Source organism: Micromonospora sp. NBRC 110038 (assembly GCF_020884815.1).
GTDB lineage: Bacteria > Actinomycetota > Actinomycetes > Mycobacteriales > Micromonosporaceae > Micromonospora > Micromonospora haikouensis.
Genome location: NZ_BBOL01000007.1, coordinates 126,003 through 143,808, shown reverse-complemented (window position 1 = coordinate 143,808; position 17,806 = coordinate 126,003). Strand labels below are relative to the sequence as shown.

Genomic DNA, 17,806 nt, shown 5'->3' with positions numbered 1-17,806 from the left:
GTTCACAGCGACCACCACACCCGGGTGGGTTCGGGCAGCAGCGGCACCGTCCACCCCTGCCACACGTAGACCGGTTGCAGCAGGTAGAGCGCTGCCACCAGCGCGATCACCGTGCCGCGGACGAACCTCGGGGCCCGGCCGGACAGCCGCCCGCCCTCGGTGCCGTAGGCGCGGGCGGCCAGCCGCCGGCCGAGCCACCACGCCAGGAGCAGGCCGCCGCACGCCACGAACAGGTAGGCGTCGCCGTAGCTGGTGGCCAGGTCGGTCAGCCAGGTCCGTACGCCGGTGTCGAGCACCACCGGGAACTGCAGGAACATCGCGTACGTGCCGTTGTCGGCGGTGAGCAGCACCCAGACCACCGCCCCGGCGGCCCAGCAGAGCCGGCGGGCCCGGCGCAGCCCGGCCTCCGCGTCGGCGGGGCAGATCACCAGGCAGGCGAGCAGGGCCAGCAGGGGCAGCGCGATCGCGGTCTGCACGGCGGCGACGCGGGTGGGCACCACCGCCGGCCGCGCCCACGCGTCGGGGAACGCGTTGAAGGTCCAGAACGCGGCGGCGGCGAACGTGGTGAGATAGCCGATCGCGACCGCGAGCAGGTAGTTGACGGCGTCCCGCCAGGCGTTGCGCAGCGTGGCCCGGGCCGGGGGCACCCAGCCGGCGCGGGCCGCGCCGGTGTTGCGTCTCCGCTGTCTGGCCTCGGCGGCGGCCGCCTTCTCCGCGGCCCTCCGGGCGGTGGCCAGCGGGATCAGCGCGGTGGCGAGCGCGGCGGCGGCGACCTGCCGGTCGTCGCCGGCGGAGCCGGCCTCCTCGCGCAGCCGCTCCCACCAGTCGCAGCGACCCGCGGTCCTCTTCTGCCTGGCGAGCGACGAGCGCAGCCGGCTGCCGTGGTCGGGGTCGACGAGCAGCCGCAGCGCGACGGCCCGGGCGACCGGCAGCGCCTGGTCCAGCTCCGGGGGCCTGCCGAGTGGCCGGCCGCCCGTGGCCCCGGCGGTCAGCTCGCCGCCGAGCTGCCCCGCGCGGGCGTCGACGGCCGAGGTGACCCGGGCGAGCCGCTCGGCGGCGTCGGCGAGGACCGCGCAGGGGCCGCCGACGCAGCCGGGGTGCGCCCGGCAGCGGTGCCGGGCCAGGGCCCGCAGGAGCTGGGCGTCGAGCCGGGCGACGATGCCGGCGGCGGCCGGTTCGCCGGCGGCGGCGCGCCCGGCCAGTCCGGCGAGGCCGGGCCCGTCGGCGCTCTCGTCGGCGAAGACGGCCGGCAGTTCCGGCGCGACGTGGGAGACGAAGCGGACGACCCGGGCGGCGGCGTCGTCCCGCCCGGTGGCCTTCGACTTCATCAGGTTGGTCGGCAGGTTGAGCCGGGGGAAGTTGTCGCGCAGCCAGTCGTCGAGGTCGAGCTGGCTCTCCCGGCGGCGGAACAGCGCCACGGCGGCCTGCCAGTTCTCGGACATCGCCACGCCCACCTCAGCCGGGGTCCGGCAGAGGCGCCCGGCCAGCTCGAACGGGGGCACCGGCCGCTGCTCCGGCTCCGGCGCGGGGTCGGGGTCGTCGACGGCGGGCGTCTCGCCGGCCAGCCAGTCCCGCACCTGGTCCGCGCCCCAGCGCAGCTCGGGCGCCCGGGTCAGCAGGCCCCGGCACAGCAGCAGCCAGCCGGGGTCGGTGACGCCGCTGAGGTCGACGCCGTACTTGGCGACGTGTTCGAAGATGGTCCGCTCGTTGGCGGTGTCGCCGCCCACGCCGCTGTTGGGGTTGCGGCCGGTGAGCAGCTCGACGACGAGGACCCCGAGCGACCACCAGTCCTGCGCGGGCTCCTGGCTCTTCTGCCACCACGTCTCCGGGGCCTGGTAGGCGGGAGTTCCCGCCCGGCCGGTGCTGCGTCGGGTGGCCCGCAGCTCGGCGACCAGGCCGAAGTCGCAGAGCACCAGCTCCAGCGGGTCCAGCGAGCGGACCAGCACGTTCTCCGGCTTGATGTCGCGGTGGGCGATGCCGGTGGCGTCGCCGTGGCGCAGCTGCCCGTGCAGGTAGGCCAGGGCGGCGGTGACCTCCTCGACGACCCGGCGCACCTGCTGCGTCGGGAGCGGGCCGCCGTGGGCGCGGGCCAGCGCGGCGAGCGAGCCGTGCGGCAGGTATTCCAGCACCTCCCAGCTGGTGGGGGTGCCGTACCGGTTGACCTCGGTGCCGTAGTCGAGCATGCGGACCACGTGGCGTTCGTCGGCGGTGCGCAGCGCGTCGAGCAGCCGTGGGTCTGGTCGCACGGAGGTGGGGTAGACCTTCGCCACCCGGGTCAGGCCGGTGGCCCGCTCCTCGACCAGCATGACCAGGTGCGCCTCCCCGCCGGTGGCCAGGTGGCGGACCGGGCTGAAGCGCGCCGACACGCCCTGCGGCAGGCCGCTGTCGTCGCCGGTCGCCGGTGCGGCCGGGGGCGTCGTCGGCGTCTCCCGGGTGGTGGCCGGCGCGCTGCCCGGCGCCGGGTCGGCGGTGGTGGGCGGGGCCTGCCGGCCGGGGCCCTCCCGCCGGGTGGGTACGTCGCTCACGCCCGTTCCTCCCCCGTCTGTTCCTCCGCTGTGGACGCCCCGTCGAACGTCGGGTCGTCCCGCGTCGACGCCTCGCGTTGCGCCAGGTCCTCCAGCTCGGTCAGCCGGTCCACCGCCCGGCGGTAGCGCTCGCGCACGGGGGCGTGCTCCGCGCCGGTGAGGCCGACGAGGTCCCGCTCCAGCGCGGCCGACAGCAGCACGGCCCGGCCCGACTCCAGGGCCACGGCGGCCTCCGGCAGCCGCCGGCGGCGGGTCAGCGCGTGCGCGGCCCGGCCGACCAGCCCGCGCGTGCGCCGCCGCAGGACCAACTCGCCGTACGCCCGGCTGAGCTGGGCGCGGGCCATCTGGTTGAGCGTCCGCAGGGTCAGCAGGTACGCCTCGGCCGCGTCGCCCGTGCGCCCGTGCCACCAGGACCACTCGGCCCAGTACAGGGCGGTGTCGTACGCCCACACCAGGCTCAGCTCCCCGATCGCCGCCGTCGCCCGGCGTGACGCGTCGGCGGCGCGCAGCAGGTCCTCCGTGGATCCGGTTACCGCGGCGCGCACGTGCAGGGCGGCGGCGACCCGGGAACTCGCCACCGCGTGCTGCAACGACGTCGGCGGCAGCCGGTCGCGGTGCGTGGTGAGCAGGGCCAGCGCCTCGTCGATCTCGTCCGGGTCGCCGACGAGCATGCCCCGCGCGAGCAGCGCCTCGGCCAGCGGGACGCGGGCGGCGTTGCGCATGGCGGGGCTCAGGCTGGTGCCGCCGGCCGCCCGCCGCAGGAGCCGGACCGCCTCGTCGAGCGACTGCGGGTCGGGCCGCTCGGGGCGGTGGGCGTCCAGCTTGCAGACGCCCAGCACGAGCCGGGCCTGGTCCTGGTTGCCGCCGCCCACGGCGAGCGCCTCGGTCGCCAGCTCCTGCGCCCGCAGCCGGTCGGCGCCCGCCGACGGGTCCTCGGACAGCCCTTTCGTCCTGGCCCGTAGCTGGTAGGACTGTGCCAGCGTGACGAGCTGCGTCGCGGGGTCGGGCTCGTAGCGGTCGGGGGCGGCGAGCTCGGCCTCCAGCACGGCGATCTGCGCGTCGAGCGCCTGCAGGTCGCCGGAGGAACCCAGCCGCCCGCCGGCCCGGATCGCGCTGGCCGTGCTCTCCAGCATCCCGCTGGCGATGGGGAAGGGGCCGTTGTCGATCGAGAGCTGCTCGGCCATGGCCATCGGGTCCGCCGCCTCACCCTGCACCAGACCCCGCTGCAGCTCCCGGACCTGGTGCAGCATGCCGGTCATGGACGACATCTGCGGCGACAGCCGCTCCGCCTCGGCGAGCAGGGCGACGATCCGCCCCTCGTCGCCCTCGTCGGTCAGCCCGCCGCTCTGCCGGCCGAAGTGGGTGAACGCCAGCTGGAAGCGCACCATCCCGGCGACGTTGGCCATGATCGCGGTGTGCTGCGGGTTCGGTCGGTCCCGGCTGGCCTCCTGGTCCAGGACGGGCAGGGACCGTTCCAGCCGCTCGACCGCCGCCGTCAGGTCCTCCTCCCGCCGGTGGCGCAGGTACCGGGGCAGCAGCATGGCGGCGATCATGAAGTCGAGCGCCGCGTGCTCCCCGCTGTCCGGGCGCAGGACCCGCTGGGTGGCCACGAGCACCGTGAACGCCTCCTCCTCGTCGTCGGGTCGGCTGCGCATGCCGAGCAGCGAGGCGAGTCGGACCGCGACCAGCCGCGCCTCGGGCCGGGCCTTCGGCACCAGCTCCCGCGCGGCCCGCACCGCGTCGATCGCGCTATTCAGGTCGGCGGCGGAATTGGTGCACAGGAATCGGCTCTGCAATGCGTCGCAAAGCCTCCACAGCAACGCGACGCGCTCGGCGGCGGAGCGCCTTCCGGAAGCCGCAAGTTGATCTTCGGCGGTGCGCACTGCGGCATCGACCTGATGGCAGGGAATGAGCCCCATCTGTTGCAGCATGAATCATCCGAACGGTTGGCATGGTGAGAGGCGTACGGCACTGCGGCCGTGCCAGCGTGGCAGTCCGCTATTCGATTCGTCAATGCCCGTCCGGCGGCGAATCTGACGAAATCCGCATCCGGTGTTGCGGTCGCCCGCTCGTGTCCGCCGATATGCCGACTGTCCGACGGGGACGCGGCATGCCATCGTCGGGACGTGGTGCAAACAGGGACGCTGACGCAGCAGAAGGCGGCGGCACGGGTGGACGTGCTGCTGATCTGGGCGGCCGGCTGCCTGCGCGCGGTGCAGCTCGCCGTCTGGATACCGGTGCCGCTCATCGGCGGCCTGCGGATGTACCGGCTGCCGGCCCTGGTCCTGGCCGGCTACCTGCTGACGGTCGCCTGGACGGTGCTGCTGTTCGTCCGCGCCGGGCGGGCCCGCCGGCTGGGCCACGGCTGGGTCTACGCCGACGTCGTGGTGGCGCTGCTCGGGCTGCTGCTGGTGCCGGCCGCCTGCATCGCCTCGTGCGACACGGGCTGGCAGCACTGGGTCCTGCCGCCGGCGATGGGCGCGGCGATCGTGGCCGCCGCGTTCACGCCGCGCTGGCCCGCGGCGGCGGCCGTCGCCCTGCTCGTGGCCGGGTACCTGGCCGGGGCCCTGCGTGAGCTGCTCGCCGGCCCGGACGGGTTCGGCGCGATCACCGTCAACGCGGTGTCGCTGCTGGGCTTCGCGGTGCTGGCCGCCGTGGTCGCCGGCTACCTGCGCGGCAGCGCCGCCCAACTGGACGCCGCCACCGAGGCGGCGCTGGCCGCCGGGGCCCGGGAGGCCGCCGCGCAGGCCCGCTTCGACGAGCGGACCCGCCAGTACGACGCGTTGCACCGGACCGTGCTGACGACGCTGAGCGCGATCGCCCGGGGCCGGCTGGACCACCGCCGGGAGGAGGTGCGGGCGCTCGCCCAGCGCGACGCCGACTACCTGCGCGGGCTGGTCACCGCCGGCAGTGGCGGCCCGACGGGCAACCTGGCCAGCGCGCTGGCCGGCGTGGTGCGCGACAAGCAGGCGCTGGGCCTGCAGGTGCACTCGCAGTTCCACGACCTGTCCGAACGCCTGCCCCCGGACGTCGAGCAGGCGCTGACCAACGCGGTCAGCGAGGCGCTGACCAACGTCACCAAACACGCCGGCACCGACGAGGCCTGGCTGACCGCCGTCGGCGGCGACGGCGGAATCACCCTCACCGTCGTCGACCGGGGACGGGGTTTCCGGCCGGCCGCGGTCGCCCCCGGCCGGGGGCTCGTGCGGGAGCTGCGGCACTGCGTCGTGGAGGTGGGCGGCCGGGTCGCCATCGACTCCGCGCCGGAACAGGGAACGATGGTGGAGGTCTCATGGCGGCGATGATCGAGATCGGCGCGATCGACAACGACCAGATGCTGCTGGAGGGCATGTCCGCCTGGATGAGCCGCCTGCCGGACATCACGCTCACGGCCCTCGCCGTCTCGGTCGACGAGTTCCTCGCGGCGACGCGGCGGCCCAGGATCGTGATCCTCGACCTGAACCTGGAGAACTTCACCGACCCCGCCGACAACGTCCGCCGGCTGGTCGCCGTCGGGCACACGGTGGTCGTCGTGTCGGTCATCCCCGACCCGGTCTACATCGCGGCGACCACCGAGGCCGGCGCCTCGGCGTACGTGCTGAAGGCCAACAACCTCGGCGTCCTGGCCGACGTGATCCGGCAGGTCGCCGCCGGTGAGACGCCGATGACCACCGAGCACGCGTTCTGGCTGGGCCGCGACGCCCGGCCGGAACGCCCGCAGCTGTCGGCCCGGGAACGCGAGGTGCTGGTCTCCTACGGCAGCGGGTGCACCGTCGAGGCGGTCGGCCGGGTGCTGGGGATAGCACCCGGAACGGTGCGGACGTACCTTGACCGGATCAAGGAGAAATACGCGCGGGCCGGCCGGCCGATCGAGCACCGGGTGCAGTTTCTCGACCGCGCCCGCGAGGACGGATTCGGCCGCGGCCGGTTGCCGCCGAAGTAGGAGGCGAACGCCGATGACAACTCGTTCGAAAGGACCGGCACCGTTCGACCCCGCGCGCCGTCCGACGATTACCTCCAGCCATTCGGACGGCGGGACCGGGGCCGTGCGGCTTTTCCTCGACGGCGGCGAAAAAGTGTCCGAAGGCCGACACTGACAATTCCCGGTGCCCGACTACAGTCGGGCCACGCCGACGCCGAGGCGCGGCAATTCCCTCGTCACCCCCGATCGCCCCGCACCCTCTCCCGATCGCCGGTGGCCCGACGCTGGCCGGACGACGGCTGGCCGACCGTACCCCTGACCGGAGGAAACCCGTGCCGACACACCGCACAGACCCCGCGGTGCGGACCCGCGAGCGCGCCGAGCGCCTGCTCGCCGCGGTCACCGAGGCCCTGCCGGGCGGCCCGCACGCCGACGCCGCCCGGGAGGCCGCGGCGCAGGTCGTGCGCGTCGCGCAGGCGCCGATCTCCGTCGCCCTGCTGGCCGAGGGCGACGACGACCACGTCGTCAGCCACCACCTGTGGCAGCCGCTGCTCGGCGGCGGCGCGCCGGCGCTCACCCCGCAGCGGTCCACCCTCGGGTACGTCACGGCGGTGCGCCTGCGCGCCGTCGCGCAGGATCGGGCGGCGGTCCGTACCGTCTCGGTGTCCTTCCTGGACCGTGCCGGGATCGCGCGTTGCCGGTCCCGGCTGCTCGACCGGCTCGGCGACGGGCAGGCGTCGGCGGCCGACTGGGCGCAGGCGCTGGCCCAGGCCCGGCGGCTCTGGCCCGCCGCCGACGCGCGGTGCCGTGCCGGCCTGACCGAGCTCGTCGCGTTGCACCGGGCCGAGGTCTTCGCCGAACACCTGCTCGGCGTCGAGGCGGTCCCGGCGCGGCTCGACGCCGTCCACCAGGCGACGATGCCGTTCCACGTCGGCGGGGCGACCGGCGGCGTCCCGCCGTTCCCCGACGCCACCGCGCCCGGCCCGTACGCGCCCGGCACCGAACTCACCCAGAGCGTCCTGCACCGGGTCTTCCCGGCGGTCCGCCGGGTCACCGTCGAGGTGGACGTGCCGCAGGCCCGGTGGCCGCTGGCCGACGAGCCCCTGGAACTGGTCGACCTGCCGGTGCTCGCCCCCCACCTGGCCTCCGGCCGCGCCGACCTGCTGATCGAGGACGAGCTCGGCGCGGCCAGCGCGGTCGTGCTCCTGCCGGGGCCGCGGCGCGACGCCGAGCGGGCCGTGCGGGCGCACCCCCACGTGACCGTCCTGGCCGGGCCGGGCGGCGTGGCGCTGCGCGCCGGACCGCCCGCCGCCGACGACCTGCGCGACGCCGTCCTCGGCGCGGGCCGCGACGCCGGCCGGGCGGCGCGCGCCGCCCGGGCCCACGCGGCGCACCTGGACCTGCGCCGGGTGCTGCGCGCCACCGCCGCGGCGCTCGACGAGGAGCCCGCCGCCGCCCCGCCGCCACCCCCGGCCGCGCAGGAGCGGCTGCGCGACCTGGTGGGCCGCGTCGGCACGGAGCTCACCGCGCTGATCGACGACGTGGGGCGCGGCGTGGCCGGCCCCGACGCCCGGCTGGACGCCGGGATGACCCCGCAGGCGGCCGTCACCCAGCGGGTGGTGGCCCGGGTCCACTCGTGGCCGCAGTGGGCGGTCCTGTTCGCGGCCGTCGCCGAGCAGCACGTGCAGCCCGGCGACGGGTTCGACCGGGAGGAACCGCCCGCGCGCCCCGACGTGTTCGAGGCGACGTTCCGCGCCACCCTGCGGGAACTGCCGTCGGTGGTCGGCGAGGTCGTCGACGCGACCGTCGCCGCCTGGCGGCAGCGCCGCTCCCCACGGCTCGGCCCGCTCAAGGCCGCGCTGCTCGACGACGTCGAACCGGCGCGCGAGCGGCTGGCCCTGGACGGCTCCGACGCGGCGCTGACCACGCTGCGGCGCGCCGTGCAGCTCGACTGGCTGACCCCCGCCGGCCCGCCCGACGGGGCGCCGCCCGCCGCCGCCGCCGACGCCGCGCGCCAGGCGTTCCCCCTCGCGCCGGACCGGCCCCTGCCCTGGCACGACCCGCACGGGCCCGGCCGGCACCAGGTGACCGTCATGCGGGTGCGCCGGGAACTGGTCGAGGCCGTCCGTCGGCTGGCCGTCGAGGGCCTCGCCGTGGAACAGGCCCGCCGGGTCGACGCCATCCGCCACGCGCTGCGGGAGCTGCGCGCCGCCCTGCCCCGCACCGACGCGGAGCTCCGGGCGCTGGCCGGCGCGGGCCCCGACGTCGAGCCGGATCCCCCGCAGGTCCTCGCCCGGCGGGTGGAGGCCCTGCTCGACGAGGACGACCGGCCCCTGCGCACCGAGGAACCCGACCGGTGGTCCCGCACCGGCGGGGACGACCGTCCGTCCCGCACCGACGAGGAGGGCAGATGAGCACCGAGGACCCCCGTCCGCCCGGCGCCGGACGACGGATCCGGCCGGGCGTCCGGCGCTTCCCCGACCGGCACGGCGGGCTGGCCGCCGTCGACTTCGGCACCACCAACTCCACGGTCACCCTCTACGACCCGTACCGGCCGCCGCCGCAGCTGCCGATGCCGGCCGACCAGCGGGCCGTCCTGTGCCGGGAGACCGTGGCCCTGCTGCGCGCCGAGCCCGCCGACGACGAACTCGCCACGCCCCGGCCGCAGGCGTGCCGCGCCGAGTGGGCCGCCCTGCGCGACCGGATCGCCGGCGACCTGACCGGCACCGACGTCGAGGGCCTCGTCGAGGCCGTCGAGAGCGACGAGGCCGCCGGGGGCGGCCTCCTGCACCGGGTGCTGCTGACGCTCGACCTGGCCCAGCCCGGCGGCACCGCACCCTTCTCGGCCTGGCTCGCCGGCCGCCTGCACCACTGCTACGACACCGCGTTCGCCACCCCGGCCCTGGAACACCACTGTCTGTTCCCGGTGCGGCTGGACAGCGCGATCGAGGCCGAGGAGGTCCCGAGCCGGCTCGACGTCACCGCGGTCGACCCGGAGCTGCGCGTGCGCCTCGGCCCGCCGCTGGGCGACGGCACCCCGCTGGCCTCCGTACGGGGTCTCAAGCACCACCTGGAGGACCCCGCCTTCCGCGTCGGGCTGCGCGACGACGACCGCACCGTCGACGTGGAGGCGCTGCTCGGCGGGGCCTTCGGCTTCCTGCTCGACCGCACCGACGAGTTCACCCGCGCCCATCCGGACCGGCTGGAGAGCGGCCACGTCGACCAGGTCGTGGCCACCTACCCGACGATGGCCCCGCCGTCGGCCCGGCAACGCCTCGCGCGGGTGCTCACCGACGTGCTCGGCGTCGGGGAGGCCGACCTGCGCTACGACGAGGCGATCTCCGCCGCGCTCTTCTTCCTCATGCGCGACCTCGGCGCCAACTACGCCATCGGGATCGAGGCCCTGCGGGCCCGGTTCCGCCCGGTCCCCGGCGGGCAGCGGCACTGGATCGAGAACTCCCTCGTCGTCGACATCGGCGGCGGCACCACCGACATCGCGCTCGTCACCGTCCACTTGCGCGACGAGACGCCGCAACTGCCGGGGGCCGCGCCGGGCACCACGGGCCGCTACTACCGGCTGCTGCCGCAGCTGCGCGGCACCAGCGGCCGGGCCCGGCGGGGCGGGGACTTCCTCACCCTGCAGGTCTTCCACCTGCTCAAGGCGATCATCGCCGACCACCTGCTCACCACCGGCCACACCGGCGCCGACCAGCTCGGCGAGGCCACGGCCTGGCGCGAGTGGCAGGACACCGTCACCGCCGGCCTCGACGCGTCCTGCCGCGAGGACGGTCGGTACGTGCCGGGCCGGCTGGTCCGCCAGGCGCTGGGCGCGCTGCGCCGGGACACCGCCGTCGCGGAGGGACCCGCCGGCCGACGGTTCCGGGACAACGTGGAACGGGTGCTCGGCACCCGCACCGTCGGCGTCACCGGCAGCCCGCAGGGCCGGGAGAGGACCTTCGGGGACCTGTGGGACCTTGCCGAACGCGCCAAGATCGCCGTCGCGCCCGGCCGCCCGTTCCGGCTGCCCGCCGACGTGGTACAGGACATCGTCAGCCGCGCCGACGGCGTGCCGGCGAAGCTGCCCCCCGGCATCGGCGGCGGGCCGCTCGAACTGTCCTACGCGCACTTCGTCGAGGTGACCGAGCCGATGCTGGTGGAGGTCAGCCGGCTCGCCGCGGGTCTCGCGCGCGCCCGCCTGGACGGCGCGGACCGGCTCGACCGGGTCATCCTCACCGGCAAGGCGAGTCAGCTCGCCCTCGCCGCCGACGTCGTCGGCCGGGAACTGGCCGCCGGCAGCCGGCGCGGCGAGCCGCCGGTGCGGGTCGTGGTGGAGCGGACGTACGCGAAGAACGCGGCGTCGATGGGTGCGGCCTGGGCGGCGTCGTTGGCGTCCCTGGGCGCCCCCGTCGCCGACGAGGAACTGCTGCGGCAGGGTGCCACGGAGGTCGCCGTCGAGGTCGACAACATGCTGCAGGCGCTGCCCTGCGCGCTGAGCATGGCCGGCCGCGCCGACCAGGGGCGGGTGCTCCTGCCCGCCGGGACCCCGCTGCGCGAGCAGGCCGACGGCAGCCTGCGCGCCTTCGCCGCGATCGGCCCGCTCGGCGACCGGTGCATCATCCGGCGGGAGGTCGACGGCGGGCAGCCCGTGCCGTGGGGGGTGTTCCGCTGGAGCGAGCTCGACTCCCGGCTCGCGGAGTCGGGCGCGGCCCGGCGGCTCGACCGGCGGCTCTGGCCGCGCCAGATCCGGGCCGGCATCGAGGTCGACGCGGCCGGGAACCTCGACCTGCTGCTGTGGCGAGGGGAGCGGCCGTACCTGCGCGTCGACCGTGCGGAACCGGCCCCGCGCCTGCCCGCCGGGCTGCTGGGCGACGCCGCCGACGCCACGGCGCACGCCGACCGGCTCCACGTCGCGGGCGCGCGGGAGACGCCGCCGCGCCCCGCGCTGCGTGGCCCCGACACGGCCCCGGCCTCCCGGGAGACGTTCGTCGACGAGCACGGCGAGACCCGGCCGGGGGTGCTCGGGGCGGTCGCGCTGCCGCCGCCGGGCGACGACGACCGCTGGGGCCTGCTCTACCGCACCGACGACGGCCGGGACCACCTCGTCGGGACGCTGTCGGCGGTGCCCGGGGCGCGGGGCCCGCACCTGGTGAGCCTGGACGCCGACGGCGTCGTCCGGGTGCACGCGGGCGACCCGCCCCGGTGGACCACCGACGACCCGCTCGACGTGGAGACCCACCCCGGCGTGGTGTTCCGGGTGCGCCTCGGCGCGCCGCAGCTGGACGCCGACGACCACGACAACCCGTTCGACGGGACCCACTGATGGACGGACGAGACCCAGTGACCGACCGCGGAACCGACCTCACCGACGTGCCCTTCGAGGAGCTGCTCGCCACCGTGCTGTGCGCCGAGGGCCGCTACGCCGAGCTGTTCCGGGAGCACGTGACCCGGCTCGGTGGGGTCATGCAGCAGGGGCTCCTGCGGGCCGCGATGGACCGGGCCCGCGGCGGGGCCCCCGGCGAGGAGGACGAGATGTGGCAGTGTGCCGCCGAGCTGTGCCGCCGGCTGGTGTCCCGGCTGAACCGCCGACCGGCCCCGGCGCAGGCGGTGGAGGCGGTGGAGGCGGCGGCGCGGCCGGCCGATCCGGCGGCCGGCCGCGCGTCCGTCGCCGACCGGGCCGTCCCGCCCGGTGACGAGGAGGCCGTGACCGGCCCACCGGCCGCCGGGAGGCCCGGGCCGCACCGGCCGGACGTGGACGGCGGGGCCGTGCCGGTATCCCGGCCCATCTCCCCCGAGGCCTGGGAGTCCGGCGGACAGGCACGCCGGGCCATCGAGCAGGTCTTCGCGGACTTCGCCGACGCGGCGGAGGTACGCCGCTGGACCGGCGGTAGGCCCGTCCCCTCGGGCGTCGAACTCGTCGACAAGTGGCGGGCGTTCCACCTGAGCCTGCTGCGGCTGCCCCCGGCGCTGGAGGCGTACTGGGTGGCCCGGATGCGCTCCGCCGCCCCGGCGGCCTGGCTGGAGCCGACCGGCGGGTGGCAGCGGATCCCCGCGCCGGCCAGGATGGCGGCCCGGATCCTCGTGCCGGGGTGTGGGCGCTTCGCCGGCGTCCTGGCCGACCCACGGGCGCCGAAGGCCGGCGGCGTCGCCGCGCCGCTGTCGGGCAACGAGCCGGGCTACGACGTCGTCGCCGGGCTCGCCCACCAGATGAGCTGGCTGGCCGCGACAGACGATGCCGCCCACAGCGTCCGGACCCGGCAGCTCACGCCGCTGCGGGACCCGCGCGAGAGCGTCGGCTACACCGAGCTGCTCACCGAGCGGCTGGTGAAGTTCAGCCAGGCGGTCGCCTACGACGAGACGGAGCTGTGCGTCCTGCGCGCCGCCCAGCTCGCCGAGGGGCTGCGGATGGTCGTGCACCGCCCGCTCGCCGCGCCGGACAGCTGGTGGCACCGGCTGCGCGACGAGACCGTCCGGTTCGTGCGGGAGGTCGGCGCCGAACACGCCCCACACGTGGCGATCACCGAGATCACCGGCCGGTACGCCGAGGCCAACAACAGCGGGCTGACCGACGGCCGCGACGACGTGCGGCTCACCAGCCCGTCCGAGTCGGACGGGCTGATCCTCGACTGCCTGCGGCCCCACCTGCGCGGCGCCGAGCTTGGCGACAAGCCCGGCCGGGTCGTGTACGGCGCCACGTACTAGAAGGAGGAGCCCCATGCCGAGACGTGCCGTCCGGTCCGCGCTCGCGGCCTGCCTGCTGGCGCTGCTCACGCTCGTCGGCGCGCCCGCCCGCGCCGGCTCGGCCCCCGACCAGGCCACCCTGCCGGAGGTCCTGCGCGGCCTGCGCGTCGACACCCTGCCCGCCGACTACGTCGTCCTGCTCGACGTCTCGGCGTCCATGCAGGACGGCGGGCGCGACCTGTACGCCGCCGCGCGGGCGGCGCTGCGCCCGCTGCTCGACGGCCTGGCCCCGGTGGACCGGCTGCACCTGATCGCGTTCGCCGAGCGCCCCGATCCCGTGTTCAGCGGCGACATCGGCGCGAACGGCGCCGGCGTCCTGCGGCGACTGCCGCCCCGCGCCGAGGGCCAGCGGACCGACATCGGCGCGGCGATCCAGGCCGCGCTGCGGATCGTGGAGCAGCCCGGCGAGGCCGCCCCGGCGACGGTCATCATGCTCACCGACGGCGTGCAGGACCCGCCGCCGGGGTCGAGGTACGCGCGCTCGGGCGACAAGGCCTTCGCCGACCTGCGCAAGCGGGCGCGGGCGGTGGAGGAGCGCCGGTCGGTACGCGCCCTCGGCGTCCCGCTGACCGGCCGCACCGACGTGCGGCTGCTCGACGAGGTCTTCGACGACACGGTGCTCATGGACCTGCCCCCGGAGCAGGTGGGCGACTATCTCGGCCGGGTGCGGGACCGGATCGCGGTGGAGAAGGCGGCGGCGTACGTGGCCCGGGACCGGCTCGCCGCGACGATCACCCTGGAACCGCCGTCGGTCGTGGTCGGCGACGCCCCGGTCGACGTCGTGGCCCACGTTCGCAGCGCCGCCACCCGGGTGCCGCTGACCGTCCGCGACCTGGCCGTCGAGGTGGACGGCCTGCGCGTCACGGGGGCGGTCGAACCGGCACAGGTCACCCTCGACCCGGCCGCGCCCGAGCAGCGGGTCACCGTCCGGCTCCGGCCGCAGGCGCTGCCCGGCACCTGGATCGGCGGCGACCGCACCACCGACGGCGAGGTCCGGCTGGTGGGCACCGTCGACTCGCCCTGGCGGGACGTGATCGACCGCGACCTGGGCCTGGAGTTCGGCCCGCAGCCGGTGACCGCGCGGGCGGCCGGGGCCCGGACGGCGAGCGGGATCCCCGTCTGGCTGGCGGTGGTGGCCGTGCTCGCGCCGGTGGCGCTGGTCGCGCTGCTGGTGGCGCTGCGCCGCCGGCGGTGGAAGCCGATGGGTGGCGGGCACCTGCTGGTGGCCGAGCCGGGCGCGGCGGCGCCGTACCGGCAGCTGCTCAGTGGCCGGAAGGTGCGCTTCCCGGCGGCCCACGGCCGGGGCGGCGCGCAGGGCACGGGCACGGTCCGGGCGCTGCGGCGACGCCGGACGGTGGGCAGCGGCACCGAGCTGGTGCTGCACGTCGACTACCGCCGTGCGGGCCGCCGGCACCGCGTGGTGTGCCGGCCCCGGCAGCCGGTGTCGGCGGCCGACGGCACGACCTTCACCTATCAACCCTGACCACAGCCTCACGGCGGACATGGAGGTTATCGTGCTCCCAGCACTGGTGATCGGGCTCGGCGGCACCGGGAGCATCGCCGCCGCCCACCTGAAGCACCGGCTCGCGGTCGAGCAGCGCTGGCAGGACCTGCGCCGCGACCCCGGCGCGCCGGAGCGGACCCAGGGCCGCCCCTACGACTGGCCCGTCCTGCTGCGCGCCCTCGACGTGGACCGTCGCACGCGCCCCCAGGTCGACGGCGTGAGCCTCGACGCCGACACCGAGGACCTGTACCTGGACGGCTCGGTCCGCTCCATGATCGACAAGGTGCGGCAGGGGCGGGACGTCGCGCGGGAGTTCTACCCCACCGTGGTGCCGTGGTTCGGCCCGCAGGACGCCCGGGAGATCCGCGACGACGAGGCCCTGTCCTTCTTGGTGGAGGGCGCCGGGCAGATCCGCTCGTTCGGCCGGCTGGCGTTCTTCTCCGACGTGCTGGGCGCGACGCCGGTGACGAAGCGGCTGGAGGACGCGCTCGACCAGCTCACCCTGGTCGACGCGGACACCATGCCGAACATCTACGTGGTCAGCTCGACGGCGGGCGGCACCGGCGCCGGCATCCTGCTCGACGTGCTGGCATACCTGCAGAAGCTGCGCCACGAGCACGGCGGCGGGTTCACCGTGACGCTGTTCTGCGTGCTCTCCGGCGCGTTCCGGCGTCGGCTCGACGGGCCGCAGCGCACCCGCAGCGAGGCCAACGGCTACGCGCTGCTGCGCGAACTGGACCGCCTGATGCACAGCGACCGCGCCCACCCGGCGGAGTTCCGCTGGTCGGCGCGGAGCCGGCACGAGATGACCGCGGCTCCGGCGCAGTACACGTACTTCATCGACGGCCGCCGGTCGCGCTCGTCGGGCCGGCACCTGCCGGCGTACGACACGGAGGCCGTCTGCCCCGCCGCGGTCGCCGACGCCGTCTACGCGCACCTGCTGCCGACGGTGGGGCCCGCGTTCAGCAGCTACCGGGTCAACGCGAAGAAGTACACGCGCGGCGCGACGGACCTCTACTCCACGTTCGGCGTGTACCTCGTCGAGTACGCCTGGGAGCCGGTGATCCGCGGCCTGGTCGACCGGGCCGCCGCCGACGTGCTGGCCGCGCTGCCCACCGCCGTCGGCGACCTGGGCCCGGAGGTGGACAAGTTCCTCGCCGGGACCACCGACGAGCGGGACGCCGAGGGCGCGCAGCCGCCGCCGGTGCTCCAGGAACTCGACAGCGAGCCGGCGCGGGAGGGGCTGCTGGCCCCGTCGTCGGGCTGGCTGACCGCGCCCGGCGGCGGCCCCCGCCTGCCGGACCTGCCCAACCTGCGCCTGCCCTTCGAGGACATCCGGCCGATGCGGACCGACCACCGGGGGCAGGTCGTCATCGACGCCACCAAGGAGACGCTGCGGGTGTTCTGGGGCGAGAAGGGCGTGCCGCTGACCCTCAAGACGCAGCAGCAGTGGCACCCGGTGGCCGACCAGCACGCCCGGGAGACCGACCGGCAGTGGGGGATCGCCCTGCGCGGCGCGGTGGCCCGGATCATGTCCCGGCGCGACGGCGGCCCGCGCGGCGGGCTGGCCTTCCTGGACCGGGTGCAGCAGCGGCTCGAGCTGTTCCGCAGCCGGGTCGAGGAGGCCCCCCGCGCGGATCCCGGCGTCGCCAAGGCCGCGCGGGACCACGCCGAGGAGCGGGTCCGCGAGGACCGGGGCATGTTCCGTGGCCGGCACCAGCTCGACTACCTGGCGGCCGAGCAGGCGCTGCTGACGGCCGGCTACCAGCACGACTGCCAGCAGCGGACGCTGCTGATGCTGGAGCGGCTGACGCAGACGGTCGCGGTCGTCCGCAAGGAGGCGCAGGGCTGGCGGGACGCGGTGGACGACGCGACGCGCGTCGTGCGCCTGGCCATGGAGGACGTCCGCAACGAGCGGCGGCAGGCCGAGCGCTTCCCGCTGCGCCGGGTCGTGCCCGCCGTCGACGACCACCGCACCGAGGACTGGTTGTACGACCGGTCGGTCGGTGGTGCCGACCGCGAGGGCCGGCGGCCCAGGCTGGCCGACGTGGCCTCGGCGCTGGCCTGGCGGGTGTCCCTCGCCGAGGGCGCGGCGACGCTGGCCCTGGCGTCGGCGCCCGGCGGTCCGGCGGCGTCCGGGGGCCCGGCGGCGGCGGTGGTACGGGTCCTGCGCGACCGGGCCCGCCCGCTGATCGCGCCGCTGCGCCAGATCTCGGTGTTCGAGCTGCTGGAGCGGTCCCGGATGCCGGCCGACGAGTTGGGCCGGGAGCTGCTCGACGGCAGCGACTGGCTGGTCAACTACGACGACGAGGAGCACCGCCGGCTGGTCAACCTGGCCGGGGACGACGACGGCGAGCCGCAACAGCAGGTGTACGCCTTCGCGGCGCTTCCGCCCTCCGGCGCGCCGGGCGAGGCGCTGAGCCGCGGGTTGTGGGCGTTCCTGCGCCAGCAGCGGGTCGACCTGAACGACATCGTCCCCTCCACCGAGGCCGAGGAGCGGCCGGTCACCGACAAGATCGTGCTGTTCGCCTCCCGGCACTCGCTGCGGCTGGCGGCCTTCGACGGCTTCACCGACCTGCGCCGCTCGTACGAACAGCGGCGGGCCAGTCCGCCGTCGCCGCACGTGCTCGCCGAGGAGAAGAACGCGGCGGTGCTGGAGGCGTACTCGGAGAAGCTGGTCGGCGACGGCGTCCTGGCCCGGCCGCTGGGTCGCCTCGGCGGGGAGTTGCTGCTGCTGTGCCGCGACGCCGACCTGCTGCGGGCCACGGCCGTGGCGCTGGCCAACGAGCGGCTGTCGCCGATTCTCGCCCCGGACGGCGGCGACCACGTCCTGGGCTGGACGACCCGGTCGCAGCGCGGCCTGCCCCACCAGCAGGTCGGCGACGAGGCGCGGTTGGGGCTCATCCTGCGGGACCTGGTGACGCTGTCCACGCGCCTGGCCGAGATCCGCCGGGAGGCCGTCCGCGCCGCCGCCGACGAGGCCCGCCGCGACCTGGACTGGGAGTACGGGACCCGGCGCTTCTACGGCATGGCGTCGGTGTACCGGATCGAACCGGAGCTGTGGCACCTGCTCACCGTCGCGGCGCACCTCGCGATCGACGACGGGGTCTGACGGTC

9 protein-coding genes are annotated in these 17,806 nt (G+C 76.2%); 7 read left to right on the top strand and 2 right to left on the bottom strand.

Annotation, left to right across the window (positions count from 1 at the left end; all coding sequences use genetic code 11):
- Window positions 1-2: 2 nt before the first annotated feature.
- Together LPU61_RS23490 and LPU61_RS23485 are read right to left on the bottom strand one after the other, a co-directional pair.
- On the bottom strand, window positions 3-2,525 hold the full coding sequence (locus tag LPU61_RS23490; RefSeq protein ID WP_305071985.1) for a protein kinase: 2,523 nt from the start codon (window positions 2,523-2,525) through the stop codon (window positions 3-5).
- A complete protein-coding gene (locus LPU61_RS23485; RefSeq protein WP_144420238.1) occupies window positions 2,522-4,321 on the bottom strand; it encodes a hypothetical protein in 1,800 nt (599 codons plus the stop codon). Before LPU61_RS23485 ends, LPU61_RS23490 begins: the two co-directional genes overlap by 4 nt.
- Window positions 4,322-4,651: 330 nt before the next feature.
- On the opposite strand from LPU61_RS23485, the gene LPU61_RS23480 reads away from it, so the two are divergent.
- The 7 genes from LPU61_RS23480 to LPU61_RS23450 all read left to right on the top strand — a co-directional run bounded on the left by LPU61_RS23480 (window position 4,652) and on the right by LPU61_RS23450 (window position 17,801).
- Window positions 4,652-5,830: a sensor histidine kinase gene (locus tag LPU61_RS23480; RefSeq protein WP_229406153.1), complete on the top strand. Its 1,179-nt coding sequence runs from the start codon at window positions 4,652-4,654 to the stop codon at window positions 5,828-5,830.
- The gene (locus tag LPU61_RS23475; protein WP_052503762.1) at window positions 5,818-6,468 is read left to right on the top strand and encodes a response regulator transcription factor; all 651 of its coding nucleotides are present in this window, start codon (window positions 5,818-5,820) and stop codon (window positions 6,466-6,468) included. The genes LPU61_RS23480 and LPU61_RS23475 overlap by 13 nt, the downstream gene beginning before the upstream one ends.
- A gap of 338 nt (window positions 6,469-6,806) precedes the next feature.
- Window positions 6,807-8,861 (top strand): hypothetical protein, encoded by a 2,055-nt coding sequence (locus LPU61_RS23470; RefSeq protein ID WP_229406151.1) that lies wholly within the window; start codon window positions 6,807-6,809, stop codon window positions 8,859-8,861.
- Window positions 8,858-11,767, top strand: a complete 2,910-nt coding sequence (locus LPU61_RS23465; protein WP_229406149.1) for a hypothetical protein — start codon at window positions 8,858-8,860, stop codon at window positions 11,765-11,767. The genes LPU61_RS23470 and LPU61_RS23465 overlap by 4 nt, the downstream gene beginning before the upstream one ends.
- Window positions 11,768-11,784: 17 nt before the next feature.
- Window positions 11,785-13,146, top strand: a complete 1,362-nt coding sequence (locus LPU61_RS23460) for a hypothetical protein (RefSeq protein ID WP_229406148.1) — start codon at window positions 11,785-11,787, stop codon at window positions 13,144-13,146.
- A 13-nt stretch (window positions 13,147-13,159) separates the two neighbouring features.
- A complete protein-coding gene (locus LPU61_RS23455; protein WP_229406147.1) occupies window positions 13,160-14,668 on the top strand; it encodes a vWA domain-containing protein in 1,509 nt (502 codons plus the stop codon).
- Between the two features lie 31 nt (window positions 14,669-14,699).
- Window positions 14,700-17,801 (top strand): tubulin-like doman-containing protein, encoded by a 3,102-nt coding sequence (locus tag LPU61_RS23450; RefSeq protein ID WP_229406146.1) that lies wholly within the window; start codon window positions 14,700-14,702, stop codon window positions 17,799-17,801.
- Window positions 17,802-17,806: the final 5 nt, after the last annotated feature.